The 24,903-nt window shown below is 72.8% G+C and carries 22 protein-coding genes; 12 read left to right on the top strand and 10 right to left on the bottom strand.

The genetic code is table 11. The annotated features are described in order from the left end of the window. Positions 1 to 31: 31 nt before the first annotated feature. From ACWC97_RS03455 to ACWC97_RS03445, 3 genes are all read right to left on the bottom strand, one after another. Entirely contained in the window at positions 32 to 4,996 is a 4,965-nt protein-coding gene (locus ACWC97_RS03455; RefSeq protein WP_450647180.1) for a DNA repair ATPase, read from the bottom strand. A 110-nt stretch (positions 4,997 to 5,106) separates the two neighbouring features. Then, positions 5,107 to 7,239 (bottom strand): flotillin family protein, encoded by a 2,133-nt coding sequence (locus tag ACWC97_RS03450; protein ID WP_450647178.1) that lies wholly within the window; start codon positions 7,237 to 7,239, stop codon positions 5,107 to 5,109. 168 nt (positions 7,240 to 7,407) lie between these two features. Then, positions 7,408 to 8,064: a hypothetical protein gene (locus ACWC97_RS03445; protein WP_352274175.1), complete on the bottom strand. Its 657-nt coding sequence runs from the start codon at positions 8,062 to 8,064 to the stop codon at positions 7,408 to 7,410. A 285-nt stretch (positions 8,065 to 8,349) separates the two neighbouring features. On the opposite strand from ACWC97_RS03445, the gene ACWC97_RS03440 reads away from it, so the two are divergent. Continuing rightward, the gene (locus ACWC97_RS03440; protein ID WP_352274176.1) at positions 8,350 to 9,420 is read left to right on the top strand and encodes a PucR family transcriptional regulator; all 1,071 of its coding nucleotides are present in this window, start codon (positions 8,350 to 8,352) and stop codon (positions 9,418 to 9,420) included. Between the two features lie 204 nt (positions 9,421 to 9,624). Here the strand turns inward: ACWC97_RS03440 and ACWC97_RS03435 are convergent, their stop codons facing one another. Next, positions 9,625 to 10,080, bottom strand: a complete 456-nt coding sequence (locus ACWC97_RS03435) for a tellurite resistance TerB family protein (RefSeq protein ID WP_352274177.1) — start codon at positions 10,078 to 10,080, stop codon at positions 9,625 to 9,627. A 175-nt stretch (positions 10,081 to 10,255) separates the two neighbouring features. Between ACWC97_RS03435 and ACWC97_RS03430 the strand changes: the two genes are divergently transcribed. Both ACWC97_RS03430 and ACWC97_RS03425 read left to right on the top strand, forming a co-directional pair. Beyond that, positions 10,256 to 10,810 (top strand): BlaI/MecI/CopY family transcriptional regulator, encoded by a 555-nt coding sequence (locus ACWC97_RS03430; protein WP_450647175.1) that lies wholly within the window; start codon positions 10,256 to 10,258, stop codon positions 10,808 to 10,810. A 7-nt stretch (positions 10,811 to 10,817) separates the two neighbouring features. Beyond that, positions 10,818 to 11,765 (top strand): M56 family metallopeptidase, encoded by a 948-nt coding sequence (locus ACWC97_RS03425; protein WP_450647173.1) that lies wholly within the window; start codon positions 10,818 to 10,820, stop codon positions 11,763 to 11,765. Between the two features lie 64 nt (positions 11,766 to 11,829). Here ACWC97_RS03425 and ACWC97_RS03420 read toward each other — a convergent pair whose 3' ends face one another. Both ACWC97_RS03420 and ACWC97_RS03415 read right to left on the bottom strand, forming a co-directional pair. Further along, a complete protein-coding gene (locus ACWC97_RS03420; protein WP_352274179.1) occupies positions 11,830 to 13,128 on the bottom strand; it encodes a cation:proton antiporter in 1,299 nt (432 codons plus the stop codon). A gap of 2 nt (positions 13,129 to 13,130) precedes the next feature. Beyond that, positions 13,131 to 13,601 (bottom strand): cation:proton antiporter regulatory subunit, encoded by a 471-nt coding sequence (locus tag ACWC97_RS03415; RefSeq protein ID WP_352274180.1) that lies wholly within the window; start codon positions 13,599 to 13,601, stop codon positions 13,131 to 13,133. 231 nt (positions 13,602 to 13,832) lie between these two features. On the opposite strand from ACWC97_RS03415, the gene ACWC97_RS03410 reads away from it, so the two are divergent. Further along, complete coding sequence (locus tag ACWC97_RS03410; RefSeq protein ID WP_450647171.1) at positions 13,833 to 14,339, top strand: NUDIX hydrolase; 507 nt, start codon at positions 13,833 to 13,835, stop codon at positions 14,337 to 14,339. 33 nt (positions 14,340 to 14,372) lie between these two features. Beyond that, positions 14,373 to 14,870 carry a hypothetical protein gene (locus tag ACWC97_RS03405; protein WP_450647169.1) on the top strand — a complete coding sequence of 166 codons (498 nt, stop codon included), beginning with the start codon at positions 14,373 to 14,375 and terminating at the stop codon, positions 14,868 to 14,870. A gap of 42 nt (positions 14,871 to 14,912) precedes the next feature. On the opposite strand, the gene ACWC97_RS03400 is transcribed toward ACWC97_RS03405, so the two are convergent. From ACWC97_RS03400 to ACWC97_RS03390, 3 genes are all read right to left on the bottom strand, one after another. Continuing rightward, positions 14,913 to 15,689, bottom strand: a complete 777-nt coding sequence (locus ACWC97_RS03400) for a polysaccharide deacetylase family protein (protein WP_352274183.1) — start codon at positions 15,687 to 15,689, stop codon at positions 14,913 to 14,915. Between the two features lie 182 nt (positions 15,690 to 15,871). Beyond that, positions 15,872 to 16,678: a calcium-binding protein gene (locus tag ACWC97_RS03395; RefSeq protein ID WP_450647167.1), complete on the bottom strand. Its 807-nt coding sequence runs from the start codon at positions 16,676 to 16,678 to the stop codon at positions 15,872 to 15,874. 70 nt (positions 16,679 to 16,748) lie between these two features. Next, on the bottom strand, positions 16,749 to 17,693 hold the full coding sequence (locus tag ACWC97_RS03390) for an alpha/beta fold hydrolase (RefSeq protein ID WP_450647165.1): 945 nt from the start codon (positions 17,691 to 17,693) through the stop codon (positions 16,749 to 16,751). A gap of 162 nt (positions 17,694 to 17,855) precedes the next feature. On the opposite strand from ACWC97_RS03390, the gene ACWC97_RS03385 reads away from it, so the two are divergent. Then, complete coding sequence (locus ACWC97_RS03385; protein WP_450647163.1) at positions 17,856 to 18,485, top strand: TetR/AcrR family transcriptional regulator; 630 nt, start codon at positions 17,856 to 17,858, stop codon at positions 18,483 to 18,485. Between the two features lie 99 nt (positions 18,486 to 18,584). On the opposite strand, the gene ACWC97_RS03380 is transcribed toward ACWC97_RS03385, so the two are convergent. Next, positions 18,585 to 19,538: an SMP-30/gluconolactonase/LRE family protein gene (locus tag ACWC97_RS03380; RefSeq protein ID WP_352274187.1), complete on the bottom strand. Its 954-nt coding sequence runs from the start codon at positions 19,536 to 19,538 to the stop codon at positions 18,585 to 18,587. Between the two features lie 99 nt (positions 19,539 to 19,637). On the opposite strand from ACWC97_RS03380, the gene ACWC97_RS03375 reads away from it, so the two are divergent. The 6 genes from ACWC97_RS03375 to ACWC97_RS03350 all read left to right on the top strand — a co-directional run bounded on the left by ACWC97_RS03375 (position 19,638) and on the right by ACWC97_RS03350 (position 24,634). Further along, a complete protein-coding gene (locus tag ACWC97_RS03375) occupies positions 19,638 to 20,096 on the top strand; it encodes an Lrp/AsnC family transcriptional regulator (RefSeq protein WP_352274188.1) in 459 nt (152 codons plus the stop codon). Positions 20,097 to 20,408: 312 nt separating this feature from the next. Continuing rightward, positions 20,409 to 21,701 carry an ATP-binding protein gene (locus ACWC97_RS03370; protein ID WP_352274189.1) on the top strand — a complete coding sequence of 431 codons (1,293 nt, stop codon included), beginning with the start codon at positions 20,409 to 20,411 and terminating at the stop codon, positions 21,699 to 21,701. Then, positions 21,698 to 22,120 carry a roadblock/LC7 domain-containing protein gene (locus ACWC97_RS03365; protein WP_352274190.1) on the top strand — a complete coding sequence of 141 codons (423 nt, stop codon included), beginning with the start codon at positions 21,698 to 21,700 and terminating at the stop codon, positions 22,118 to 22,120. Before ACWC97_RS03370 ends, ACWC97_RS03365 begins: the two co-directional genes overlap by 4 nt. After that, positions 22,117 to 22,491 carry a DUF742 domain-containing protein gene (locus ACWC97_RS03360; protein ID WP_352274191.1) on the top strand — a complete coding sequence of 125 codons (375 nt, stop codon included), beginning with the start codon at positions 22,117 to 22,119 and terminating at the stop codon, positions 22,489 to 22,491. The genes ACWC97_RS03365 and ACWC97_RS03360 overlap by 4 nt, the downstream gene beginning before the upstream one ends. Continuing rightward, entirely contained in the window at positions 22,466 to 23,056 is a 591-nt protein-coding gene (locus ACWC97_RS03355) for a GTP-binding protein (protein WP_352274192.1), read from the top strand. Before ACWC97_RS03360 ends, ACWC97_RS03355 begins: the two co-directional genes overlap by 26 nt. 168 nt (positions 23,057 to 23,224) lie before the next feature. Next, positions 23,225 to 24,634 (top strand): cytochrome P450, encoded by a 1,410-nt coding sequence (locus ACWC97_RS03350; RefSeq protein WP_352274193.1) that lies wholly within the window; start codon positions 23,225 to 23,227, stop codon positions 24,632 to 24,634. The last annotated feature ends 269 nt before the right edge of the window (positions 24,635 to 24,903 follow it).

The raw sequence follows: 24,903 nt of genomic DNA, 5'->3' as shown, positions 1-24,903 counted from the left end.
GCTCCATGGGGAGTTGGCGGGTGGAAAGGTGTTACTCCAGGGGCGGGGCCGCGTGGCGGCCCGTCGGGTTGGCCAGGGTGTGGCGGGGGTCGGTGACCCGGACGATCGCCGTCTCGACCGCCGCGATCCGGTCCGCGAGCAGCCCGAGCGCGGCGACGGCGCGGGCCATCGGGTCGCCGTCCGGGCCGCCCAGGGCCTGGGCGCGGACGTAGGAGGCGGTGATCGCGGACCAGCGCTCGGACTGTTCCGGGGTGAGCCGGCCGCGCAGCGCGGCCAGCTTGAGCAGGTTGGACTCCGCGCCGCTGGTCAGCGTCTGGGCCTCGCCCGCGTAGTGGTCGTCGACGACGGCGGACAGCTCCTCCTCGTTCATCACCGGCACGATCCGCTCCGCGATCTTGTTCATGTCGCGGTACGAGCCCTGGAGCCGGAACGGCGGCTCGGTGCGGGTCTGGTCGGTCTGCGCCGCCGAGGCGATGTACGCGGAGTTCACGGCCAGCACGGTCTCCCGGGCGGTCAGCAGATGGCGCAGCACCGCCGTGATCCGGTCCGTCTCGGCGGGCGTGTACGGGTGCTCCAGCCGGTCCGGGCGCGCCGAGGGGTCGCCGGAGGCGATCCGTACGAACAGGGCGAGGTCCTCGCGGGAGCGCCCGGCGAGCGGGGCCAGCGCCGGGTTGGCGGTCAGGGCGTTCTCCACGAAGCTCAGCGCGAAGACGTCCTCCCGGCCGGTCAGCACCTCGCCCAGGTTCCAGACGTCGGCCCGGTTGGCGAGCATGTCGGGGATGCGGAACCGCTCGCCGGACTCGGTGTACGGGTTGCCCGCCATGCACACCGCGAACCGCTTGCCCCGCAGGTCGTGGCTGCGCGGTTCGCCGTCCCGGACGCCCTCGATGCGGCGGGTGGCGTCGCAGAGCGGGATGAACTTCTGGAGCAGCTCCGGCGAGGTGTGCTGGATGTCGTCGAGGTAGAGGAGCGTGTTGTTGCCGGACTCCAGCGCGAAGTTGATCTTCTCGATCTCCTGGCGGGCGGTCGCGGTGCGGGCCTGGGCCGGGTCGAGCGAGGTCACGTCGTGGCCCAGGTTGGGGCCACTGACCTTGACGAGGACCAGGCCGAGCCGGTCGGCGACGTACTCCATCAGCGTCGTCTTGCCGTAGCCGGGCGGCGACACCAGCAGGAGCAGGCCCTGGGAGTCGGTGCGCCGGTCGGCGTCGGCGGTGCCGAGCTGCTTGGCCAGGCTGTCGCCGATCAGCGGCAGGTAGACCTCGTCGAGCAGCCGGTTGCGGACGAATGCCGACATGACGCGCGGCCGGTGGTCGTCCAGCCGCAGCCGGGCCCGCTCGGCGTCGACCAGGGCGGTGCGGCGGCGCTGGTAGGCGCGGAAGCCGGGGACGGTCACGGCGCGGAACTCGGCGGTGCGGGCGAGGAGTTCGTCGATCCGGACGGTCAGGGCGGAGCGCTCGATCCGGGGGTGGGTGCCGAGCAGGCCGTCGACCCGGGCGGTCAGCGGGGCGTCGTGGTCGTAGCGGTCGAGGACCCCGGCCGGGCAGAGCTCCACGGCGACGGCCTCCGCGAGGTCGCCCGCGTCGAGCCCGGCACCGCTCGCGGCGGCGTACGCGCCGAGCCAGCCCTCCACGAGCTGGCGGCGGGCCGGCAGGTCGTCGCCGAGCGCGGCGAGGTCGTCGTCGTAGGCCGACGTGCCGGTGGTGCGGCGGAACTTGTCGAGGAAGGTGCGGACGGGGGCGCTGGTGACGAAGCCCTCCGGGCCGCTGGTCAGCTCCTCGAAGAGGTACCCGGCGACGGCCCCCGGATCCGCGCCCGGCACCCCCGCGCCGGACACCCCCGCGTCCGCGCCGCCGATCTCCGCCGCCCACTCCTCCCGCAGCGCGTCCACCGCCGTGTCGAGCCCGAAGGTCTCCCGGGCGCGGGCCAGCGAGCGGGCCCGCCGGGTCCACGAGACGCGGCGCGCCCCGTCGGTCCCGTACGCCCAGAAGAGCTGGGCCGCCGCCCGCACGGTGGGCGGGCGGCGCAGCAGCCCGGCCCCGGAGTGCAGCCGCAGCAGGGCGGTGAGGATCGCGGTGGCGTCCTCGTCGTGGACGCCCCGCTGGTACCCCTCGTCGTACGCGGCGGCCGCCGCCTCCCGGACGAGGGCGGCGAGCCCGGCCGGGTCCAGGGCGGCCAGGGTGTGCGCGCCGTGCTCGTCGAGCAGCCGGGCCGCCAGGTGCTCGCCCCGGTAGACCCGGGGGGACTCCGACGGCAGGGTCTGCTCCCAGTACGGGCGGGTCGCCTCGAACTCCGGGTCCGTGACGGGGGAGCGGTAGTCGGTGCCGGTGAGCGCGAAGGCGAGCCGGTCCCCGTGCGGGACGAGCGTCAGGTCGAAGGGCTGGGTGTTCACCGCGAACCGGTGCCGGCCCAGCCGGATCGTGGCGCCGCCGTCCGCGTACAGCTCGCCCCGGTCGCGCAGCGCCCGGCCCGCCTCCTGACGGGCGGCGACCAGCCGGCCGTCCAGCTCCTCGGCCCGCACCGGGTCGCCCAGTTCGCGCAGCTCGTCGGCGGTGCGGCGGACCTTGGCGACCATCGGGTCGGAGGCGAAGTAGGTGTGGATCGCGTCGGTGTCGTCCAGCGCGGCCAGCCGCCGGGAGACGGTCTCCAGGACCCGGGCCGCCGACTGGGCCAGCCGCTCGGCGCGCCGGGCGCGGGCGTCCTGGAGGGTCTGCTTGCGGGCCGAGAACGCCTCGTACACCTCGGTGCGGCGCCCGGCCAGCTCGGCCAGGAAGTCGTCGAACTCGGCGAACCGCGACTCCAGGTTCTCCAGCTGGAGCAGCAGCCGGGACAGCTGCTCGTCGCAGGCGTCCGGGGTGTCGGCGGCGGCGATCGCCCCGGTGACGGCCTGCCCGAGCAGCGCGAACTCGGCGGCGAACTCGGCCCGGCCCTCGTGGTCGAGGAGTTCGCGGCGGCGTGCGTCGAGGGTGGCGCGGGCCCGGTTGACCCCGCCGAGGACCTCCGCGATCCGCTCCAGGATGCCGGTGCGGACGGTGGTGTCGCCGATGTCGAGCCCGGCGACGACGTCCGTGACGGTGCTCAGCCCGTCCGTCATGGCGCCCAGCCGCTCGCCGAGCTCCGCCGCGTCGGCGACGGTGGCGAGGGCGGCCGCCTCGGCGGTGAGCCGGTCGACGTCCTGGTGGTAGGAGGCGAAGGCGTCGTCCCGGCCGAGGAAGGCGACGGCGCGCTGGGCGGCCGATTCGAGGTCGGCGGCGGCCTGGGCGGACAGTTCGGCGATGCGGTCGGTGTCGGCGTACCGCATCTCGGCGAGGGTGGAGAGATGGCCGTGGGCGCGGCGCAGCGCGGTGAGCTGGTCCACCCAGGCGGCGGCCGAGCGGGGGGCCTCGCCGCGGATGCGGCGGACCAGGGCGGTGAGGTCGTCGGCGGCGGTGTCGAGCGCCTCGGCGGCCTGCCGGGTCAGCTCCCGTACCGTCTCGAACTCGACGACGACCTGCTCGGCGGTGGCCTTCAGCTCGGCCAACGGCTCGGCCAGGGAGTCGAGTTCGGGGTCGGTGAGCCAGTGGTACCGGTCGGTGGCGCGGGTGCAGTCGGCGACCAGCCGGGCGTACACGGCGGCGGTCGGTGTCGTCTCGGCGGCGCTGTGCGCCAGGGCCAGGCAGTCGGAGATGCCGCGCACCAGATCGGCGTTGCCGACCCGGGCGAGCGGGCCGGTCCCGGCCGGGCGGGAGGCCGCGTGGGTGTCGGAGACGTACGGGGTGCGCCAGCGCTGCACGGAGTGGACCCGGGCCGGTTCGTCGCCGGTGCGCAGCAGGACGAGGGTGCCGTCGTCGAGCAGGGCGTGGCCCCGGCCCTGGAGCGGTGTGGCGACCTCCTGCCGGATCAGGTTGTACGGCAGGAGCAGGGCGCGGCCGTCGTCGGGGGAGCGGAAGACGTAGAGGACGTCCTCGCCGTTGGGGGAGCGCACGGTGCCCTCGAAGACCGGGTCGGTCAGCGGCTCGGCGATGTCGAAGGTCTTGGCGGTGCCGGTGGTGAGGTAGTAGCCGCCGGGGAAGATGATCCCCTGGTCCTCGGGGAGGCGGTGGCAGGCCGGTCCGATGCCGTCCAGCCGCCGCACGGTGGAGAGCAGCGAGTTGAAGACCAGGTACCGCCAGGCGTCCTCGTTGTACGGGCGGACCCGGAGCAGGACCAGCGGCCCGATCGTGGCGTGCTCGACCTCGGCGTCGGCGAGCGACTGGAGGGGTTCGGCGACCGGCTCGCGGTAGATGCCCTCGGCGGTGTCGGTGTCGTTGACCGTCTTGACGGTGAGGTGGCCGCCGAGGGTGTCGACGAAGAGCGGGGCGTCGTCGGGGGTGTCGCCGCCGACCGCGATGTGCGGATGGCGGCCCAGGACGTGGGCCTCGCGGCCCGCGGCGGTCCAGGTGAAGTCGTGCGAGGGCGGGAAGACGTGGTCGCGGTCGCCGCGCGCGTCGAGGAAGGCCCCCGGAGCGCCGTCCGGGCCGAGCGCCCAGCGCAGTACCCGCACCCCGTCCGCGTTCTCCCCGGTGCGGAAGACGGCGAGCAGCCTGCCCTCGACCCGGCGCAGCCGCAGCAGCCGGGCGTCGCGGTAGTAGCGGTGCAGGGAGGCGAACTCGCGGACGAAGTCGGCCTCGGCGAGGGGGCCTTCGGTGTCGGGCGCGTCCAGCTCCGCCCCGTACCGGGCGAAGACCTCGGCGACCTCGGCCGGGTCGGCGGCCCCCGGTCCGCGTTCGAAGCCGAACAGCAACCGCCCGCCGGCCGCCACCAGGTCGCGGGCGACGGCGGGGTGGGCGGTGCGGAGCTGCTCGGTGCCGGTGAGGCGGAGCTCGGTGGAGCCGAACTCCTCGGTGCGGCGGGCGTTCAGCTTCTCGGCCCGGCGGGCCAGTTCGGCGGCCCGGTCGCCGAGCCGACGGCGCAGTACGTCGTACGTACCCGCGTCCACGGGGCCGCCGGTGGGCGCTGCGGTCGTGGTGTCGGTGTCCATACGTACGGCTCTTTCTGCGAGGTGTGGGGCCGGTCTGTTCCGATAAGTAACTGTGTGTCACGTCCCGGTACCGGGCCCGTCCGGCGGTGGACGGGCCCGGCACCCGCGGATCAGACGGCCGGGGCCGATCCGTTCCGCGCCGCGGGGACGGGGACCGGGGCGGCGGCCGGGGCGCCGGTGAGCGCGGAGACCGGCAGGTCGGCGAGGCCGGCTTCCCGGGCGGCGGTCAGCAGCTGCTCGACCTGCCCGGCGCTGACCCCGGCGCCCGGCGCCTTCATCATCCGCATCAGCAGCGCGGAGACCGTCAGGTTGCGCACATCGCCGGTGGAGACCGAACCGAGCATCCGGGTCAGGTCCTCGGTGAACGACGAGGAGCCGTCCAGCCACGGCCCGGCGAGGGCCTTCGCGGTGTCCGAGTTCGCCATGAACCCGTCGAAGCTCTTGCCCATCGAGACCGCGGAGACCAGCCGGTCGAAGAAGACCGACTCCCCGCCGACGATGTCGATGTCGGCGTTCTCCAGGCCGGTGGCCAGCACCGTCGCCTGCGCCTCGGCCACCTGCCGCTGCACGTCGAGCCCGGCCAGCCGGATCTCCTTCTCCGCGGCGAGCCGCAGCCGGTACTCCTCGTGACCGCGCGAGGCGTCGTCCAGCGCCGCCATCGCGGCCGCCTTCTCGGTGAGCCCGGCCGCCTCGGCCTTCAGCTTCTCGCCGATCATCGCCGCGTCGGCGGTGGCCTGCGCCTGGGTGCCCTCGGCCGCGGCGAGCGCCTTGAGCCTGGCCCCCTCGGCCTCTGCCTTGAGCCGGGCGGACGTGGCCCCGGCCTCGGCGAGACCCTGCTTCTCGATGACGTCGGCCTGCGCGTCGCGCACCTGCACCTCGGCGAGACCGGGGGCGGCGGACTCGGCCTGGATGCCCTCGGCGAGGCGCAGCTTGGCCTGCGCGTCCAGGTCCGCGGTCTTCAGCCGGGCCTCGGCGAGCGTCAGCTGCTCGGCGGCCAGGTGGGTGGCGGCGGCCTCGGCGGCCTCGGCCGCCTTGATGTCCTTGACCAGCTTCTCCTGGGCCTCCGCCTCGGCGGCGATGATGACCGAGCGGCGGGTGCGCTCGGACTCCTCGACGGCCCGCAGCGTCCTGATGGACTCCTCCTGCTCGGCGACCGTGCGGTCGACCGCGATCCGCTCCCGGATCACGTCGGCGACCTCGCGGCGCTCGGCCTCGACCTCCTTCGTCGCGGCGATCCGGTCCAGCTCGGTCTGGCGCTCGCGCCCGATGACCTCGATCAGCCGGTCCTTCTCGATCCGCTCGTTCTCCACGGCGATGACCCGCTCGCGGTTCTTCTGCGCGACCGCGATCTCCCGGGCCTGGTTCTCCCGCTGGATGCCGAGCTGCTCCTCGGTACGGATGAACGCGGCCTGGGCGCCGAGCCGCTCCTCCTCCTGGACCTTGGCGGTGGCGGCCTCCTCACGGGCCCGCAGCGTCTCGACCTCGCGGCGCTGCTTGATCTCGGCCTCGGCCTGCCGGCGCTCCAGCTCCAGGATGGTCTCCCGGGCGTCGACGTCCTGCCGGGTGATCTCCTTCTGCTCGGTGCGCTGGAACTCGTTGGTGCGGACGTGCTCGATCGCGGTCAGCTCGGTGATCTTGCGGATGCCCTGGGCGTCCAGGATGTTGGCGCCGTCGAGCTGCGTCAGCGGCGTCTGCTCCAGGAAGTCGATCGCCGCGTCGTCGAGGTGGTAGCCGTTCAGGTCGGTGCCGATGACCCGGATGATCCGGTCCCGGAACTCCTCGCGCTTGGTGTACAGGTCGACGAAGTCGAGCTGCTTGCCGACCGTCTTGAGCGCCTCGGCGAACTTCGCGCCGAAGAACTCCTGGATCGCCGCCTCGTCGCTGGCCCGGCCCGTACCGATGGACTGGGCGACCTTGATGACGTCCTCGACGGTCTTGTTGACCCGGACGAAGAACGTGATGTGGATGTCGGCGCGGATGTTGTCCTGGCAGATCAGCCCCTCGCGCCCGGTGCGCCGGATCTCGATGGTCTTCACCGAGATGTCCATGGTCTCGGCCTTGTGCAGCACCGGCAGGACGATGGCACCGGTGAAGGTGACGTCGACCTTCTTGGTCTTGGAGATGATCAGCGCCTTGCCCTGTTCGACCTTGCGGAAGAGCCGGGTGATGACGAGCAGCAGCGCTACGGCGATGAGCAGGACGACGGCGACGAGCACACCGAAGCCCAGGGTGATGGCATCCATGACAGTCCTTGACGGCTGGTGAAGAAGAAACTGGTGAGGGGCGCGACGGCCCCGGCGGCGACGACAGCGGCCTGCTGTCCGCTGCCCGTGCGGCGGTGACGGCGGTGGTGGCGGTGCGGCGAGCGTCGTCGGCCCGGACCGGTCCGGTGCGCGCGGTGGCGCGGACGGTCAGCCGGTGCGGCGCTTCGCCCCGCGTGGTCGGGCCGGTGACGGCGGCCCCGGGTCCAGCGCCTTGTCGTAGGGCGAGATCCAGAAGAACTCGCCGGCCTCGTCGTACGCGTACAGCAGTCCGGCGCTGCCCGAGGTCAGGGCCGCGGGATCCGCCGGGGCGAGCAGCCTGACCTGGACGATCGCGGTGGAGCCGTCGTCCGCGGTGACCTCGGCCTGCCCGAAGTCGGCACCGACCGTGCCGGTGCGTACGGTGCAGACCCGGCCCAGGAAGTCCTGGCGCGACGGCGGGGGCTCGTCCGGGAAGCGGCTGCGGAAGAGGCGCACCAGCACCCGCAGGACGATCAGCCCGATCAGCAGCGCCCCGACGAACACCCCGCCGGCCAGCCCGGCCCGGGTGAGGCCCGAGACGGTGGAGCGGTGCAGCAGGACGGTGCCGCTGAGCGCGGCGAACCAGCCGACGACCGTGATCACGGAGACCGAGACGGTGACCGGCACCCCGCCGGCCCCGGCCAGGTCGGTGTCGAGGTCGCCGTCGAAGGAATGGTGGTCGGCCGCGCCGATCAGGACCAGGAGCCAGAAGAAGACGACGACGGCGAGTGCGGCGCCGAACAGGACGGCAGGAAAGGAAGTTGCCGCGTTCAGGAACTCTCGCATCTCTCCGCCCCCTCTGTGGCCGACTGGGGGCGGCGCAGACCCGGCTGCCGCGGCGCGGCCTGAAACAGCGCCGAAGCAGCCGGATCTCCCCCCGTTTCCCCGTGTTTTCCCCCGTTGGTGCTGACGGCATCGTGTCATGGGGGCGGAAGAGAAACACTGCCGGAACCCGGCAATGTTCACCCCGCCTTGATGCCGGGCACCGGCACCGGCGAATATGCGGGGGACAGGCGTGTCATCACCACGTCACAAGTGTGTCCATATCCCGTCAGGGTTGGAGGAGAGTGCGTGCCGGAGCCGGAGATCCCTGATGGAGTCCTGGGGGACTATGCCCGCATCCTGGCCGATGTGGCGGCCACCGGCCGCCGGCTGACGCGGGACGAGCTGGAGGACCGCCGGCTGCTGGGCAAGAGTGCGGCCGAGGACGGCTTCCAGCTCCGCGCCCTGGTCTCCCGCCATCTGGTGGAGACGCGCGCCGTCTGGCCGCTCGGCCCCGGCGCGGACGCCGCGTCCACGGACTCGGTGCTGGCGGCGGTCGAGCAGGCGGTGGACGCCTTCGCGGAGGGGTTCGAGCGGGCCCAGCGGATGACGGTGCGCCGCGAGGAGGCGGCCCGCCGCGAGTTCATCGACGACCTGCTGTACGGACGGAGCGACCTGGGACGGCTCGCCGAACGGGCCACCCGGTTCGGGCTGCGGCTCTCGCGCGCCCACGCCGTCGCCGTGGCGACCGGGCCGGAGGCGTACACGGAGACCGACTCGGTGCCGCGTACGGTCGAGACGGCGATGCTCACCCGGTTCAGCGGCCGCAAGATCCTGCTGACGACGAAGGACGGGCGGCTGGTCTGCATCGCGCCGGGCAGCCAGCCCGATGTGCTGCGGTTCTTCGCCAAGCAGTCGCACGCGGCGACGGACGGCGGCCGGGTCGCGGTGGGCCGCCCGCACCACGGCCCCGGCGGGGTGGTCCACTCCTACGACGAGGCGCTGGAGGCGCTGGACCTCGCGGAGCGGATGGACCTGGACGACCCGGTGCTCTACGCGGCGGACCTGCTGGTCTACCCCGTGCTGACCCGCGACCGGCAGGCGATGGCGGACCTGGTCCGCAGCGAGCTGGGCCCGCTCCAGCAGGCCCGGGGCGGCGCCGAACCGCTGCTGAGGACGCTCAACGTCTACTTCGAGGCGGGCTGTGTGGCCGCCGAGACGGCCCGTCGGCTCTCGCTGAGCGTGCGGGCGCTGACGTACCGGCTGGAGCGCATCCACCAGTTGACCGGCTCCGACCCGTCCGACCCGATGCACCGCTACACCCTGCAGACGGCGGTCATCGGCGCCCGGCTGCTGGACTGGCCCGCCAACGAGCTCTGACCGCACCCCGGCAGAACGGGAAGCGGAAGAAGCGGGGCGGGAAGCGGAACGAGAAGTGGCCGGGGACGCGCAGGGGGGAGTCGCGCGCCCCCGGCCTGCCGGGCACCGCCGATGGTCAGTCGGCCGTGCTGTGTCCGGCGATCCGGGGCCGGAGCGGCGACGGGCCGCTCCGGCGGACGGAGGACGAGGGAGTAGTCCCAGGGACTACAGGTCGAACTCGTGCGGCGGGAGGTCCAGCGCGAAGCACGCCTCGCGCACGACGGCCTGCTCCGTCTTGTCGAAGTCGCCGTCGGCGCCGCCGATGACGATGCCGATCTGGATGACGGCGCGGGCCTCGGCCGGCTTCTTCTTCGCCTTGCCGATCTCCTGGAGGATGCTGACCTTGCCGAAGGCGAAGTCGGCGGTGAGCTTGTTGACGTACTCGTTGAAGCGGCGCTGGAGGTCGTCGGCCGGGAAGTTCTGCAGAACCTCGTTGCTCGCGATCAGAGCGGCGACGCGCTGGCGCTCGGAGGGGTCGACGGAGCCGTCGGCCGCGGCGACAAGGGCACACATGGCCATGCTCGCGTCACGGAACGCCCCGCTCTTCAGGTCGTTCTTCTTGGCTTCCAGCTGCGACTGCATCGACGAAGCGGATTCCTTGATCCGGTCCCACAGTGCCATGTCGTCTCCATACGTTGCGTTGCGGCTCGCCTTGCGGCGCGGTGCCGGACGGGAGTTCAACTCTACAGACGTGTAGAAGTTAGCAGCAGGAGTACCCGCCGCGCTCCCTGACCGGCGGTCAGTAGGATGCTGCGACACCGCGGCGGACGCGGCAGCGCAGAAGGGCGGACCCCCGATGGACTCGGCCAGGCCCGGCCACCCCCAGGACAACGAACCACGATCCGGCCGAGTGCCCGGCACCCCGCACCGGCTTCCCGGCGAGGCGTGTCCGCCCCCCGCGGAGGCCAGGCCGCCCCGGCGCGGCCAGGGCGAACTGGAGGCCCAGGTCCTCGCCGTACTGCGGTCCGCGAGCGGCCCCGCGACGGCCGGCTGGGTCCAGGAACGCCTGGACGGCGACCTCGCCTACACCACCGTCATCACGATCCTCTCCCGTCTCCACGTGAAGAAGGCCGTGACCCGCACCCGCGAGGGCCGCTCCTACACCTGGACGTCCGCCGCCGACGAGGCCGGGCTCGCGGCCCTGCGGATGCGCCGGGTGCTGGACGGCGAGCGGGACCGGGGAGCCGTCCTCGCCCGTTTCGTCTCGGCCCTCTCGCCCGGCGACGAGGAACGCCTGCGCGCCCTGCTCGCCGACGCCTCCGCCCCGGACGACCCGCCGGAAACCCCGGGAGCCGACGCCCCGGGGTCCGGGCCCCGGGACCCCGGCCCCCGCGAGACGGAAGGCCAGTAGCCCGCCGATGGGTGTCTTCGTCTGGCTGCCGCTGATCCTGCCGTTGACCGCGCTGCCGATCGCGCGTCTGGCCGAACAGCATCTGCACCCGCGCATCGCGACCCGGCTCCTGGCCGTCGTCGGCGCGCTGCTCGCCCTGTGCAGCACGCTCTGCCTGGGCCTGCTGATGGTGGTCGGCACCGCCCAACTGCCCGGCAACCCGCTCCCGGACAGCTGGGCGGACCCGGAGGTGCGGGCGGCGGTGCCGTACGACGAGAAGGTGGGCATCGTCGCGATCGGGGCGCTGGCCGCGGTGCTGGCGGCCTGCGGGCGGACGGTGCTGCGCCATGTGCGGCTGCGGGTGCGGGCGAACCGGGCGCTGGCCGCCGCGCCCTCGGTCGTCGAGGACGGGGTCGCGGTGCTCCCGGACCCGGAGCCGTACGCCTACGCGCTGCCGGGCGCCCCGGGCCGGGTCGTCGTCTCGACCGCGATGTGCGACTGCCTGGACGCCGGGGAGCGGCGCGCCCTGATCGCCCACGAGCGGGCCCACCTCGCGGCCCGGCACCACCGCTATCTGCTGGCCGTCCATCTCGCGGCCCGCGCCAACCCGTTCCTGCGGCCGCTGCGCACCGCGGTCTCGTACAGCACCGAGCGGTGGGCGGACGAGGAGGCCGCCCGCGTGGTCGGCGACCGGCGGGTGGTGGCGATCGCGGTGGGCAAGGCGGCGCTGTACACGCACCGGGGGCCGGACGCCTCCGCCGGGTTCGCCGCCTTCGCGGCTCCGGCGGGCCCGGTGCCGCGGCGGGTCGAGGCGCTGCTCGCCCCGGTGGAGCCGGTGCGGCTGTGGCCGCCGTCCTCCGCCCATGTCGCCCTCGCCGCGCTGGTCGCGACGGTGGGCACGGCGGCCTCGGCGCTCTCCTCGCTGAACGCGGCGGTGACGCTGGTGGGCATCCTGCACGCGGCGACCCCGCTCTGAACCGTACGGGAGCGGACGGTTCGCGGCGGGGTCGCGGGGGTGGTGCGAGGGTGCTGCGGGTGCGTCAGGGCTGGTCGGCGGCGGGCGCGAACTCCTGCTGCGCGGCGACGGGTTCGGCGTGTGCGTCCTCGTGCTTCGTACCGGCTCCGACTCCGGCACCGGCCGGGGTGGCGGCGCCGGCGGAACCCCCGGCGTCCGTTCCCTTACCGGCGCGCCAGGCACCGATCCGGGCCGCGACCGGCTGGGTCCAGCGGGCGGTGAGCGGGCCGACGATGACCAGGATGAGGACGTAGGCGGTGGCGATGGGCCCGATCCGGGGCTCGGTGGCCACCGCGAGACCGGCGATCACGATGGAGAACTCACCGCGCGCGACGAGGGTGCCGCCGGCCCGCCAGCGGCCGCGCGAGCCGATCCCGGCCCGCCGGGCGGCGTACCAGCCGGTGGCTATCTTGGTGAAGACGGTGGTGATCGCGAGCAGCGCGGCGGGGATCAGCACCGGCGGGATCTCGGCCGGGTTGGTGGAGAGCCCGAAGAAGACGAAGAAGACGGCGGCGAACAGGTCCCGGAGTGGCGTCAGCAGCTTGCGGGCGCCCTCGGCGACCTCCCCGGAGAGCGCGATCCCGACCAGGAAGGCGCCGACGGCGGCGGACACCTTCAGCTCCTGCGCGACCCCGGCGACCAGCACGGTCAGCCCGAGGACCACCAGCAGCAGCATCTCCGGGTTGTCGGAGGAGACGGCCCGGCTGATCAGCCGGCCGTGCCGCAGCGCCAGGTAGAGCACCAGCCCGACCGTGCCGAGCGCGATGAGCAGCGCGACGCTGCCGCCGGCGAGGCCGACGCCCGCCACCATCGCGGTGAGCAGCGGCAGGTAGACGGCCATCGAGAGGTCCTCGATGACGAGGACGCCGAGGATGACGGGCGTCTCCCGGTTGCCGAGCCGTCCGAGGTCGGTGAGCACCTTGGCGATGACCCCGGACGACGAGATCCAGGTGACCCCGGCCAGGGCGACCGCCCCCACCGGACCCCAGCCGAGCAGCAGCGCCGCCACGGCTCCCGGGGTCGCGTTGAGTACGAAGTCCACGGCCCCGGAGGGGTACTGGGTCTTGAGACTGGTGACCAGTTCCGACGCGCTGTACTCCAGTCCGAGCAGGAGGAGCAGCAGGATGACGCCGATCTCGGCGCCGACGGCGGTGAATTCCTCACTGGCCCCCAGCGGCAGGAGCCCGCCCTGTCCGAAGGCGAGTCCGGCCAGCAGGTAGAGCGGGATCGGGGAGAGGCCGATGCGGCCGGCGAACCTCCCGATCAGTCCGAGCCCCAGAATGACGGAGCCCAGCTCCACCAGCAGTGCGGTCGTGTCGTGCACGGTCAGCCCTCCGCGATGATCTCGGAGAGCGTGTCCACGCCCTCACGTGTTCCTACGACGACAAGCGTGTCCCCGATGGCCAGCCGGAAGTCCGGCCCGGGGGACGGGTGCGCGCTGTGGGTCCTCAGCACGGCGACGATCGACGCCCCCGTCCTGGTGCGCGCCTTGGTGTCCCCGAGCAGCCGCCCGCCGTACGGGGAGCGGGTGCCGAGCGGGATGTGCTCGGTGACCAGGTCGATGCCCTCGGTCCGGACGGCGTCGATGGGTGCCGCGTCGATGAGGTGCGCGAGGCCGGTGGCCTCCTGGGGCGTCAGCGGTACCGAGAGTCGGCACGAATCAGGGTCGTCCTGGTCGTAGAAGCCGATGAACCGGCGCCCGTCGTGGTGGACGACGACGGAGATGTGCTGGCCCGACTCGGTCGTGTAGTCGTACTGCACACCGACTCCGGGCAGCGTGGTGCGGTGGGTTCCCATGGCTTCCTCCCGAGAGGGTGTGCGCCGACTCCGACGCACTTGGTGATCTCTTTATCCGCTCATTACCTTATCCGGAGGGTTCCACCGGCCTTGGGGCGTGGACCGCACGGACCGGTGTACGGGGGGTTGCGCGGGGGTGCGGGACGGGCCGTAGAGGGCACCCGCTCGGGACGGGCCGGAGCGGGCTCCCGCGCCCTTCCGGGCCGTCGCCCCGCTGGATACGCTGCCGGGATGTCCGCCCCGGAAGGCTTTCGCCGAGAGTCCGCCCGCGTCCTTCTGACCGACGAGCGGGACCGTCTGCTCCTGCTGAGGTTCCGGGTCGACCCGGACGACCCCGGGAGCGGTCACGGATGGTGCGCCCCGGGCGGTGGCGTCGAGGACGGGGAGAGCCCCGCGGAGGCGGCGTCCCGCGAACTCCTGGAGGAGACCGGGCTGTCGATCGGGCCGGGGGCGCTGGGCGCGATGGTCGCGGAGACCTCCGGGTACGCGGATCTCGGATGGGCCGAGGGGGTCTTCCGGGACGTGTTCTTCCACACCCGGGTCACGGGCGGCCGCATCGACGATTCCGGGCTGGCGGACGACGAACGCAGGTACCACGCCGGTTACCGCTGGTGGACGCTCGCGGAGCTGGCGGCCACCGAGGAGACGGTGTACCCCTCCGGCCTGGCCGGACTGGTGGCCGGACTCGTGGCCGGGCGGGTCCCGGAAACCCCGGTCCGGCTGCCCTGGCACCACTGACACCGGGCGGCACGACCCCTACCCTCGGGCGGTATGGAGTGGATATCGCCGGTCAGCACGGCGCTCGGTGCGGTGATCGGGGTCGGCTCCACGCTGGTCACCGACCGGCTCAGATGGCGCAGGGAGCGGGCCGGGCAGAGCCTCGACGTCCGGCGGCAGCTCTACGCCGAGTACACCGCCGCGCTCTCCCGGACGCGGACGGCGCTCGACGAGTGCGCGCGGGAGGAGGGCCACGGGGAGGAGCGCCGGCAGCGGGTGCGTGAGGTGTTCCTGGCGCCCGGGGCCTACGAGATCCGTCACCAGCTCGCCATCGTCGCGCCGCGGGAGATCGTGGACGCGGCCCGTTCCGCGTTCCTGGTCCTGCGGGACACCCGGGACCTGCTGGTGGCGGGGGCGGCGGACGCGGACGGTCCGGTCGCCGACAGCCCCGCCTACCGCAGGCTGGAGGACCGGCTCGACCGGGCGCTGGCGGAGCTTCGGGCGGTGATGCGCCAGGACCTCGGTGCCGTCGATTCGATCACCCGGCGCTGAGGCGGCGGCGCGGGGGAACGTCCGGCCCGGGGCCGCCCCGGGTCAGCGGACCGGGAAGCCGTAGAGGTAGCCCTGCTCCCGGAGCCAGGGGAGGACCTCGCGGAGGGCGGTGAGGGTCTGGGAGCGGTCGCCGCCGGCGTCGTGGAAGAGGACCGTCGGGCCGTTGGCTATCTCGCGCTTGACGGTGGCGACCATGACGTCCGCGCCGGGGCGCTCGAAGTCCTTGGTGTCGACGTTCCAGCCGAGCGGACGCATGCCGTGCGAGGCGGCGAGCTGGCGGCTGAACGGGGTGAAGGCGCCGCCCGGGGCGCGGTAGTACTGCGGGCGGACACCGCCGGACGCCTTGGTGATCATGCGCTCGGCGTCCAGGATCTGCTGCGACTGGTACGCCTCGGACTTGCGGTCCATCGAGGTGTCGTGCGAGACCGTGTGGTTGCAGAGCCGGTGGCCTTCCGCCACGACCCGCTTGACCAGGTCCGGGTAGGCCTGGGCCTGCGTGCCGACCATGCAGAACGTGGCCTTCACGTTGTTCTCCTTGAGCAACTGGAGAACCTGCGGCGTCCAGTTGGGGTCCGGGCCGTCGTCGATGGTGATGTTGACGCCCTTGGCACCCTTGTCCGAGGCGTGCGCGATGTCCACCGCGACCTTGGCGGCCTTGCCCTCGTCATGGGCCGGCGACGAGACGCTCGCGTTCGGCTTGCTCGCACCGGCGGGGTCGGCCTGCGCGGTCCACACCGAGGCGCCGGCGGCCAGCGCCGTCACTCCGAGGGCGGCCCCGAAAAGTCGGCCGTGCCATCCCCGTCCCTTGTGCTTCGCCATGCCGCCCGCCCCTTTTGATTTCGTCTCCGCCGTGCTGCCCTGCGTCAATGAAGCCATACGAACGCCCGTACGGGCCCCGCTGTTACCGATCGCGGACGATTCCGCAGGGGATCGGCGACAGTCGGAGCCCGTACCGGACCTCGGAACCGGCGAGTCCGCTACCTCACCAGCTCTTTTGCGCGTTACCTCACGTCGACGAAGTCACCGGCGGCGCTGACGGCCGGGGTGGTGGACGTACCGGCGAAGCTGTAGCGCCAGTAGCCGTCGACCGAGGCCTTGGCCGTGGTCTTCAGCGTGCCGGTGCTGCTGGTGCTGATGGTCTTGACGGTGGTGTAGGTGCTGCTGTTCTTCTTGCGGAACTGAAGTTTCACCGGCTGGCCCGCGTAGCCGTGGTACTTGTTGTCCTCCCAGTTGGCCCGGGAGAGCTTGCCGGTGATGGTGAGGGTCTTGCCCTTCTTCACCGGCTCCGGCGCGGCATCCACCGTCAGCTTCGAGTAGCGCTGCACCTTGAACCGGGCGGCCGCGTCCCGGTGGATGTAGTTGAGGTCGTTGGCGGAGACCAGGACGCCGAGGTCCCAGGTGGCCGCCGCCTTGTTGTTGACGAAGCCGGTCGACGCCGTCGGATCGAACGTCAGCGTGCCGGAGCACGTCGACGTGGTGGCGTTCGCCTTGACGCAGGTGATCTCGTCGTCCCAGATCTGCGCGTAGTTCGGGTTGGGGCCGAAGGCGCTGAAGTACGTGGTCTTCGCGATGCCCGAGTTGTCGGACGCGGTCACCGAGACCTTGAAGGACACCTTGTTGGTGGTCCCGACCACGACCGGCTTGCCGCCGTTGACGACGACCTTGTCGATCCTGATGTCGCCCGAGCCGCCGTCCGCTGCCTGGGCAGCGGTGGTGCCGATGCCGGTGGCGGCCAGCGCGAGACCGGCGCCGATCAGGGCGACCCGCCCGGCTCCGCCGATGCTCCCGGCTCTGTTCGTGTGACGCATGGAACCCCCCTGTGAAGTTCTTGATCGACCACCGGGAGCCTACGACGTTGGCCAAGACTTTTCCCTACGCTTATTGAAGGGTGGTCCTCTCCGTCCGCTCCTTCTCCTCCGTGGCGCGGAAGAAGGCGAGCATGGCCGCGTTGACCAGGTCGGGGTGGTCGATCTGGGGGCCGTGGCCGGTGCCGGCGATGATCTCGGCACGGGCACCGGGGATCAGGCGGGGCACCCGCTCCAGCTGGCGCTGGGGGTGGACCAGCAGGCTGCGGCGGCCCATGACCAGGTAGAACGGCGTACGGATGGTGGAGAGCTGAGCGTCGGTCAGCGGGAGGGGCGCGGGCCGCCGGATCCGGAACGCCCGTACGCCGGCCCGGACCATCGCCCGCAGCTCGGGCACCACGAGCACCGGCTGTTCCAGCCAGGCGGCCAGCCGGGGGCGCAGCGCCTTCGGGGCGAAGGTGGCGAAGAGGCTGGCGAAGATCCAGACGAAGAAGCGCAGCCCCACCTTCTCCAGCCCGCCCGGGTCCAGCGGGGTCACCGAGGCGAGCCGGCCGGGGCGGAGGTGGGCCTGGTTGATGACGAGCCAGCCACCGTAGGAGGAGCCGACGAGGTGGACCCGGTCCAGGCCCAGCGCCTCCAGGGCCTCGTCCATCCACTGGGCGGCGTGCTCGGGCTGCCACATGGGCGCGCGGTGCACGCTGCGGCCGGGGTCGCCGGGGGTGTCGAGGGCGTAGACGGGCCGTTCGGCGGCGAGCGCCCGGGTGTTGGGGTACCACATGGCGGAGCAGCTGCCCGAGCCGTGGATCAGGACGACCGGGGTGCGGGAGGCGGCGGCCGGGTCGTCGGGGCCGTACCGGTACACGTGCGTGGTGCCGAAGCTGGTCTCGACGTCGGTCTCGGCGCGGGCCGGGGCGCCCAGCGCGTACAGGGCGTCGCAGGCGGCGAAGTAGCGGTCGCGCAGCTTCTCGTTGACGTAGCGGCCGATGTCGCGGCGGGCTCGTTCGGCGGTCTCGGGCACAGCGCACCTCCGGTGAGGCTGGTCGGGACGTCACCGGGAAGGGGAATCGGCCCCTCCCGGTAGTGATACGACCGTACCATTATGTTGGTACGGCGGTACCATGAAGAGGTCCGGGCAGCGGCCGGACGCGCGGTGCGAGCGATGAGGTGGAGGCCGGGGAGCATGCCGAAGCGCGTGGACCACGAGGAGCGGCGGGCCCTGATCGCCGAGGCGCTCGTCCGGGTCGCCGGGCGGCGCGGGCTGCACGCGATCGGCATGCGCGATGTCGCGGCCGAGGCGGGGGTGTCGCTGCGGCTGGTGCAGTACTACTTCGGCACCAAGGAGAAGCTGCTGCTCTACGGGCTGCGCCATCTCACCGACCGGTTCTCCGCCCGGGTCGGCGAGCGGCTGCGGGCCCAGGGCCTCGGCCCCGGTCCGCGCGCGACGGCCGAGGCGCTGCTGCTGACCTCGCTCCCGACCGATCCGGAGAGCCGCACCTTCCATCTGCTCTACACCTCGTACGCGGTGCTGTCGGTGACCGACGAGGCGCTGGCCGCCCAGCCGTTCACCGACCGGCCGGACGCCGCCGAGGACGTCCTGGCCGGGCTGATCCGGCAGGCGCAGGACGCCGGGGCGGCCGACCCGGGCGCGGACGCGCGCACGGAGGCGGTCGGCCTGCTCGCGATGGCGGCGGGGATGGGGACCAGCGTCCTGGTCGGCCAGCGCACCGCGGAGTCGGCCGCCTCCGTCCTCCGTCACCACCTGGACCGCGTCTTCACAGCTCCGGAGGACGGGGCGCCGGACGCCGGGTGACGGCGTACGGCGGGGGCGTGCCCTCTCCGTCCGTGTGGCCGTGGTGCCGTGTGGCCGTGGCGCCGCCCCCGACCGCCGTGCCCCGCGACGGCACAGGGCCTACGCGCCGGCCGTCCAAGGCCGGGGGCCCGGCCCCGTCGGGTGGGTGCCCGTGACGCCCATGACCACCGAGTAGAGGCTGGTCTCGGCGGTGAGGAAGAGGCGGTTGCGCTTGGGTCCGCCCCAGGCGATGTTGGCCACCGCCTCGGGCACGTTCAGCCGTCCGATCAGGGTGCCGTCCGGGTCGTAGCAGTGCACCCCGTCGCCCATCGCGGCGGCCCAGAGCCGGCCGTCGGCGTCGAGGCGGAGGTTGTCGAAGCGGGCCGCCGCGCGGGCGCCGGCCTCGGCGAAGACCTCCCCGTCCGTCAGGGTGCCGTCCTCCCGCACGTCGAGGACGCGGATGAGGCCCGCCCCGGTGTCGGAGACGAACAGCCGCCGCTCGTCCGCCGAGAAGACCAGGCCGTTGGGGGCCCGGAAGCCGTCGGCGACCAGGCGCACCTCGCCGGTGACGGGGTCGACGCGGTAGACGTGGTTGGCGCCGATCTCGCTCTCCGCGCGGTGGCCCTCGTAGTCGCTGGTGATGCCGAAGTCCGGGTCGGAGAACCAGATCGAGCCGTCGGACCGCACCGCCGCGTCGTTCGGGCTGTTCAGCCGCCTGCCCCGCCAGTGGGAGGCCAGCACCGTCACCGATCCGTCGTGCTCGGTGCGGGTCACCCGGCGGTTCCCCTGCTCGCAGGTGATCAGGCGGCCCTCGCGGTCGAGGGTGTTGCCGTTGGTGTGGCCCGCCGCGCGGCGGAAGACGCCCACGGCGCCGGTCTCCTCGTCCCAGCGCAGCATCCGGTCGTTGGGGATGTCGCTCCAGACCACCTGCCGCCAGGCGGGCACGTAGACCGGCCCCTCGGCCCATCGGCAGCCGGTGTACAGGACTTCGAGGGCCGCGTCACCGTTCATGCACCGCCCGGTGCGGAACCGGTCGTCGAGGGCCTCGTACAGTGCGGGGCGTTCCTGGGTCATGGCGCTCGTCCCTCTCAGCAGGACCGAATGGTTTCCTGTGCAGGGCAGAGAATGCAAGATGTCGTATGGCCATGACAAGAATCTGTCGAACGGAGAGCCGTGGATCACATAGACCGCCTACTGCTGGCGGAACTTCAGCGGGATGCCGCCCAGTCGTACGCGGCGCTGGGCCGGGCCGTGGGGCTCTCGGCCGGTGCCACGCACGAGCGGGTGCGCAAGCTGCGGGAGCGCGGGGTGATCCGGCGGACGACGGTGGAGGTCGATCCGGCGGCCGTGGGGTACGGCGTGCTGGCGTACGTGACGGTCGACTCCACCTCGTGGATGGGGGACTCGGCGGAGCGCTTCGCCGCGATTCCGGAGATCCAGGAGGCGCACGTCATCGCCGGGAACGCCTCGGTGCTGGTGAAGGTCAGGACCGCGACCACCGAGCGGTTGCAGGACGTGCTGCGGCGGATCCACGCGATCGAGGGGGTCAACGGGACCAGGGCCACGGTCGTCCTGGAGACCTTCTTCGAGCGGCCCGTGGATCCGGGCTCCGGTGCCCGGGACCAGGGCTGAGTCTCCGGCGCGCGTCGTGAACCCCGAGGGGCCGTGCCGCACGGGCCTCGTGAGGCGCTTGTGAACATTCGGCATCGGATCGCAACTGGCGTGTCGGTCTTGACAATTGCCAGAGCGGCCGATGTTAAGATCATCTTACTTCCAGTGGGCTGATGGCATATGGGGGCATTCCGGGAGGGATGAATTCCTCGGCTCCACACCCGGAGGGGCCTTCCTCGGGTGGCGCAGGTCGTGGCTGGACCGGCCCGGCAGGTGTGGTACCCGAAGGATCGTCAAGCCGTATCCCTAGCCGTGGCACTTGAAGTGAGTCTCATGACATTTGCACAGGGCCTGCTCTTCTGGGCGCTGGTCGTCGTCGCGTTGGCCGCCGTGGGTGCCGTTCTGCGGGCTCGTACGACCAACATCCGCCTGCGCAGACAGAACGCCGAACTGCACCAGCAGCGCGACCTCCTCCAGAGACAGCGGGACGAACTCCACGTCGCGCACACCGGCCTGACGCACCAGCACTCCGCCGAGCTGACCGAGGTCCGCCGGGACGCCGAGGAGGAGACCAAGGCGGTCCTCAAGGCCGCCGTCCGTACGCTGCAGAGCCTCGCGGACGAGCAGCAGCTCGTCATCGAGAACGCCCAGCGCAAGTACGGCGACGACCCGGCGATCCTCGCCGACCTGATGGCCGTCGACCACGCCAACAGCCAGTTCGGGCGCCGGGCACAGGGCATCGCGGTGCTCTGCGGCGGTTGGCTCGGGCGGCGCGAGACCGTCGCGTCCGTATACGACGTGGCCCGCAGCGCCCAGGGCCGCATCCGCCACTTCGACCGGGTCCGGGTCAACGGCCAGGTGAACTTCTCGGTCGTCAGCCGGGCCGTGGAGCCCGTCGCGGTGGTCCTCGCCGAGCTGCTGGCCAACGCCACCAACTACTCGGCCCCCGGCACGCCCGTGGAGGTCAACATCCAGGCGGTGCCGACGGGGGTCTGCCTGATCGTCGACGACGCCGGCCTCGGCATGGGCCAGGAGGAGAAGGACCGCGCGGCGGCCCTGCTCGCCCCGCAGGCCGCGATCAGCGTCTCCAGCCTGGGCATCCCCCCGCAGTTCGGTTTCGCCGTCTCCGGGGTGCTGGCCGCCCGGTACGGCTTCAAGGTCTCGGTGGACTCGGTGTCCCCGTACGGAGGTGTGCGCGCGGTGGTACTGCTCCCCGACGAGCTGCTGACCAACGACCTGCCGGCCCCGGCCGCCGTGCCCGCACCGGTCGCCGTCGAGCGGCCCGACGCGGAGATCGCGGCGCTGCCCCGGCGCCAGGCGCCCGCCCCCGTACCGGCCCCGGAGCCCGCGCCGCTGCCGCCGTCCCCGACCCCGCTGTTCCCTCCGGTCGCGCACTCCGGTGCCGCCGCGCAGCCCTTCGGGTCCGCACCGCAGCCCTTCGGGTCCGCCACCACCGCCGGCGGCCTGCCCAAGCGTCGTCGCAAGAGCCCGGTGTCGGTGGTACCGCCGGCCGAGACCGGGCCGGTGCGCAGCAATGAGGAGACCGCTTCCCGTCTGGGCGCGTTCCAGCGCGGAACGCGGTCCGGGCGAGACACGACGACGACGGAAGGACCCGAGTTCCAGTGAACCCCGATCTGTCCTGGGTACTCAACGATCTGCTCCAGGTACCCGGCGCGCGCCACGCGATCCTGGTCTCCGCCGACGGTCTGCTGCTGGCCAACTCCAGTGAGATCGGCCGGGACGACGCGGAGACGGTGGCGGCGGCGATGAGCTCCATGCAGTCGCTGAGCCGGGCCGTGGCGCCCTTCATCGGGGCCCAGGCCGCCCCGGGCCGCTGGCGGCAGACGCTGCTGGAGTACGACCACGGCTGGATCTTCCTGATCGCGGCCGGGACCGGCGCCTATCTCGCCGCGGCGGCCGCCGCCGACGTGGACATGGAGGCCATGTCCTTCCGGATGCAGCAGCAGGTCACCGCGTTGGGGAAGGCGATGACGACCCCGCCCCGGCAGGACGCGGGGGTCGGCGCACCGGGATCCGGCATATGACGACGCCGGGCGACGAGCAGGCGGTCAGCAGCGGCTTCGTCCGCTCGTACGTCGTGACCGGCGGGCGCAGCCTGCCCGACGCGGAGGTGCTGTCGCTGGTCACCCTGGTGACCATCGCGCCCGACCGGCAGCCGCCGCCGAACCCGAGCCCGGAGGTCCGGGCGATCTGGGAGCTGTGCTCGGGCGGCTATCTGTCGGTGGCCGAGGTGGCGGGCCATCTGGGCCAGCCGGTCGGGGTGGCGCGGCTGCTGCTGAACGATTTAGCGGAACAAGGTCACCTGATGCGCCGGAAGGCGCCCCCGCCGGCCCAGCTCGTTGACAGGAAGATCCTCGAAGAGGTGTTGCATGGACTCCACGTCCGGTTCGGCTGACAGCATCTATGTGTCGGACGCGGTGCGCCGGGCGGCGAAGATCCTGGTCGTCGGGCACTTCGCGGTGGGCAAGACCACGCTCATCGGCACCCTCTCCGAGATCACTCCGCTCCGTACCGAGGAGCGGATGACCCAGGCCGGGGCGCACGTCGACGACCTGCGGGGCGCGCCGGACAAGGTGACCACGACCGTGGCGCTGGACTTCGGCCGGCTGACCCTCAGCGACGAACTGGTGCTGTACCTCTTCGGTACGCCGGGCCAGCAGCGGTTCGTCGAGCTGTGGGAGGACATGGCGCGCGGTTCGCTGGGCGCCCTGCTCCTGGTCGACCCGGCCCGGCTCGCCGACACCTTCCCGGTGATCGACCTGGTCGAGACGTACGGGCTGGAGTACGCGGTCGCGGTCAACAGCTTCGACCCGGACATCCGGCACGGCGAGGCGGAGCTGCGCGAGGCGCTCGACCTGCTGCCGGACACCCCGGTGGTGTACTGCGACGCCCGGGACGAGAAGTCGTCCGCGCAGGCCCTGATCACCCTGGTCCAGCACCTTCTGACCCGCGTGGCCTGAGTGCCTGTCGGGTGACCTGCGGCCGACCGGTCGGAGGTCACCCGACAGCCTCCGGCCCGGGCGCCGGGGCCCGGACCGCCCCGGCCGACCGGGCCCCGGGGCCGCCGGCCCGTTCTCCTTCCACCGTACGGGCCGCCCCCGGCCCGCGTTCACACCGAGGAATCACACATGGACTCGTCGCCGGGATCCACCCCGTACCGCGCCGCCGACAGCGCCCCCAGCGGGTGCCCGATGGGCGGTGGGCGGCAGACCTCGCTCTACGGGCCGGAGTTCGCCGCCGATCCGCAGCGCGTGTACGACACCTTCCGGGCGCACGGGCTCGCCGCCCCGATCGAGCTGGCCCCCGGCGTGGAGGCCACCCTCGTGGTGCAGCACGAGGCCGCGCTGCGGGTGCTGCAGAACCCGTCGTACTTCGCCCGCGACTCGCGGCGCTGGGCCGCGCTGCGGGAGGGCCGGGTGCCGATGGACAGCCCGGTGCTGCCGATGATGATGTACCGGCCCAACTGCCTGTTCACGGACGGCACCGAGCATCTGCGGCTGCGCAAGGCGGTCACCGAGAGCCTCGCCCGGCTCAACACCACCCGGCTCAGCCGGGACGTGGAGCGGATCGCCGACTACCTCATCGACCAGTTCGTCGAGCGCGGCAGCGCGGACCTGCTCGGCGACTACGCCAAGCTGCTGCCGCTGCTGCTGTTCAACCAGCTCTTCGGCTGCCCCGGCGACATCGGCGACCGGCTCACCCGCTCCATGTCCGCGATCTTCGACGGCGTGGACGTGCTCCGGGCCAACACCGAACTGACCGAGTGCCTGATGGAGCTGGTCGCCCTCAAGCGGCGCCAGCCCGGCGAGGACATCACCTCCTGGCTGATCCAGCACCCGGCCGGGCTGCGGGACGAGGAGCTGAAGGACCAGCTCGTCATGCTGATGGGCGCGGGCGTCGAGCCGGAGCGCAACCTGATCGCCAACGCGCTGCTGCTGATGCTGTCCCGCGAGACCGGCGCCCCGCAGCGGCGCGGCACCGGCATGCTCGTCGAGGACGCCCTCGACGACGTGCTGTGGAACAACCCGCCGATCGCCAACTACGCGGCGCACTACCCGGTCCAGGACATCGACCTGGGCGGGGTGACGCTGCGGGCCGACTCCCCGGTCCTGATCAGCTTCGCCGCGGCCAACAGCGACCCGGCGCTCACCGACGCCCGCCAGACCCTGAGCAAGGGCGCCCACCTGGCCTGGGGCGCGGGGCCGCACGTCTGCCCGGCGAAGTCCCCGGCGCAGCTCATCGCGCTCACCGCGATCGAGAAGGTCCTCAACTCGGTGCCCGACCTGGCGCTCGCCGTGGAGCCGCACGCGGTGGAGTGGCGGCCGGGCCCCTTCCACCGGGCCCTGGTCTCGCTCCCGGTCCGCTTCACCCCGGCCCCCCGCCGCTCGGCCGCGGTGCCGTCGGCGCCGCCGGCCGCCGTCCCTCTCCGGGAGGCCGCGCCGGATCCGGCCGCGTCGGCCCCGTACGACCGGTCGGCCGAGGAGCCGAAGAAGGCCAAGGGCTGGTGGAGCTCGTTCCTGGACGTCTTCCGGGTGTGACGGTCTGTCACCGACGTTCGGGGCGACCGGCCGTCGATGACACGGAGACGGGCGCGAACGGCCGGGAACCGGTCATGGAGAGCGCGGAATCGGTCACCTTGAGGCTGGCTGATTCCGCGCTACGCGCAATTAGTCGTAAACCGGCCTTGTCTGTACATGACGGCCCATGATTCCTGTAACTGGAGTGACGCAAGGGGTAGTTGGTACCTGTGTGAGTGATTGACAAGGGGCCGGGTGGCACTTTCGTTGTGATACGGCCAACAGTGAAG

This window comes from Streptomyces sp. NPDC001108 (genome assembly GCF_053598535.1).
Note: the sequence above shows the minus strand (reverse complement) of the source record. Positions and strands in the feature narration are given on the sequence as shown.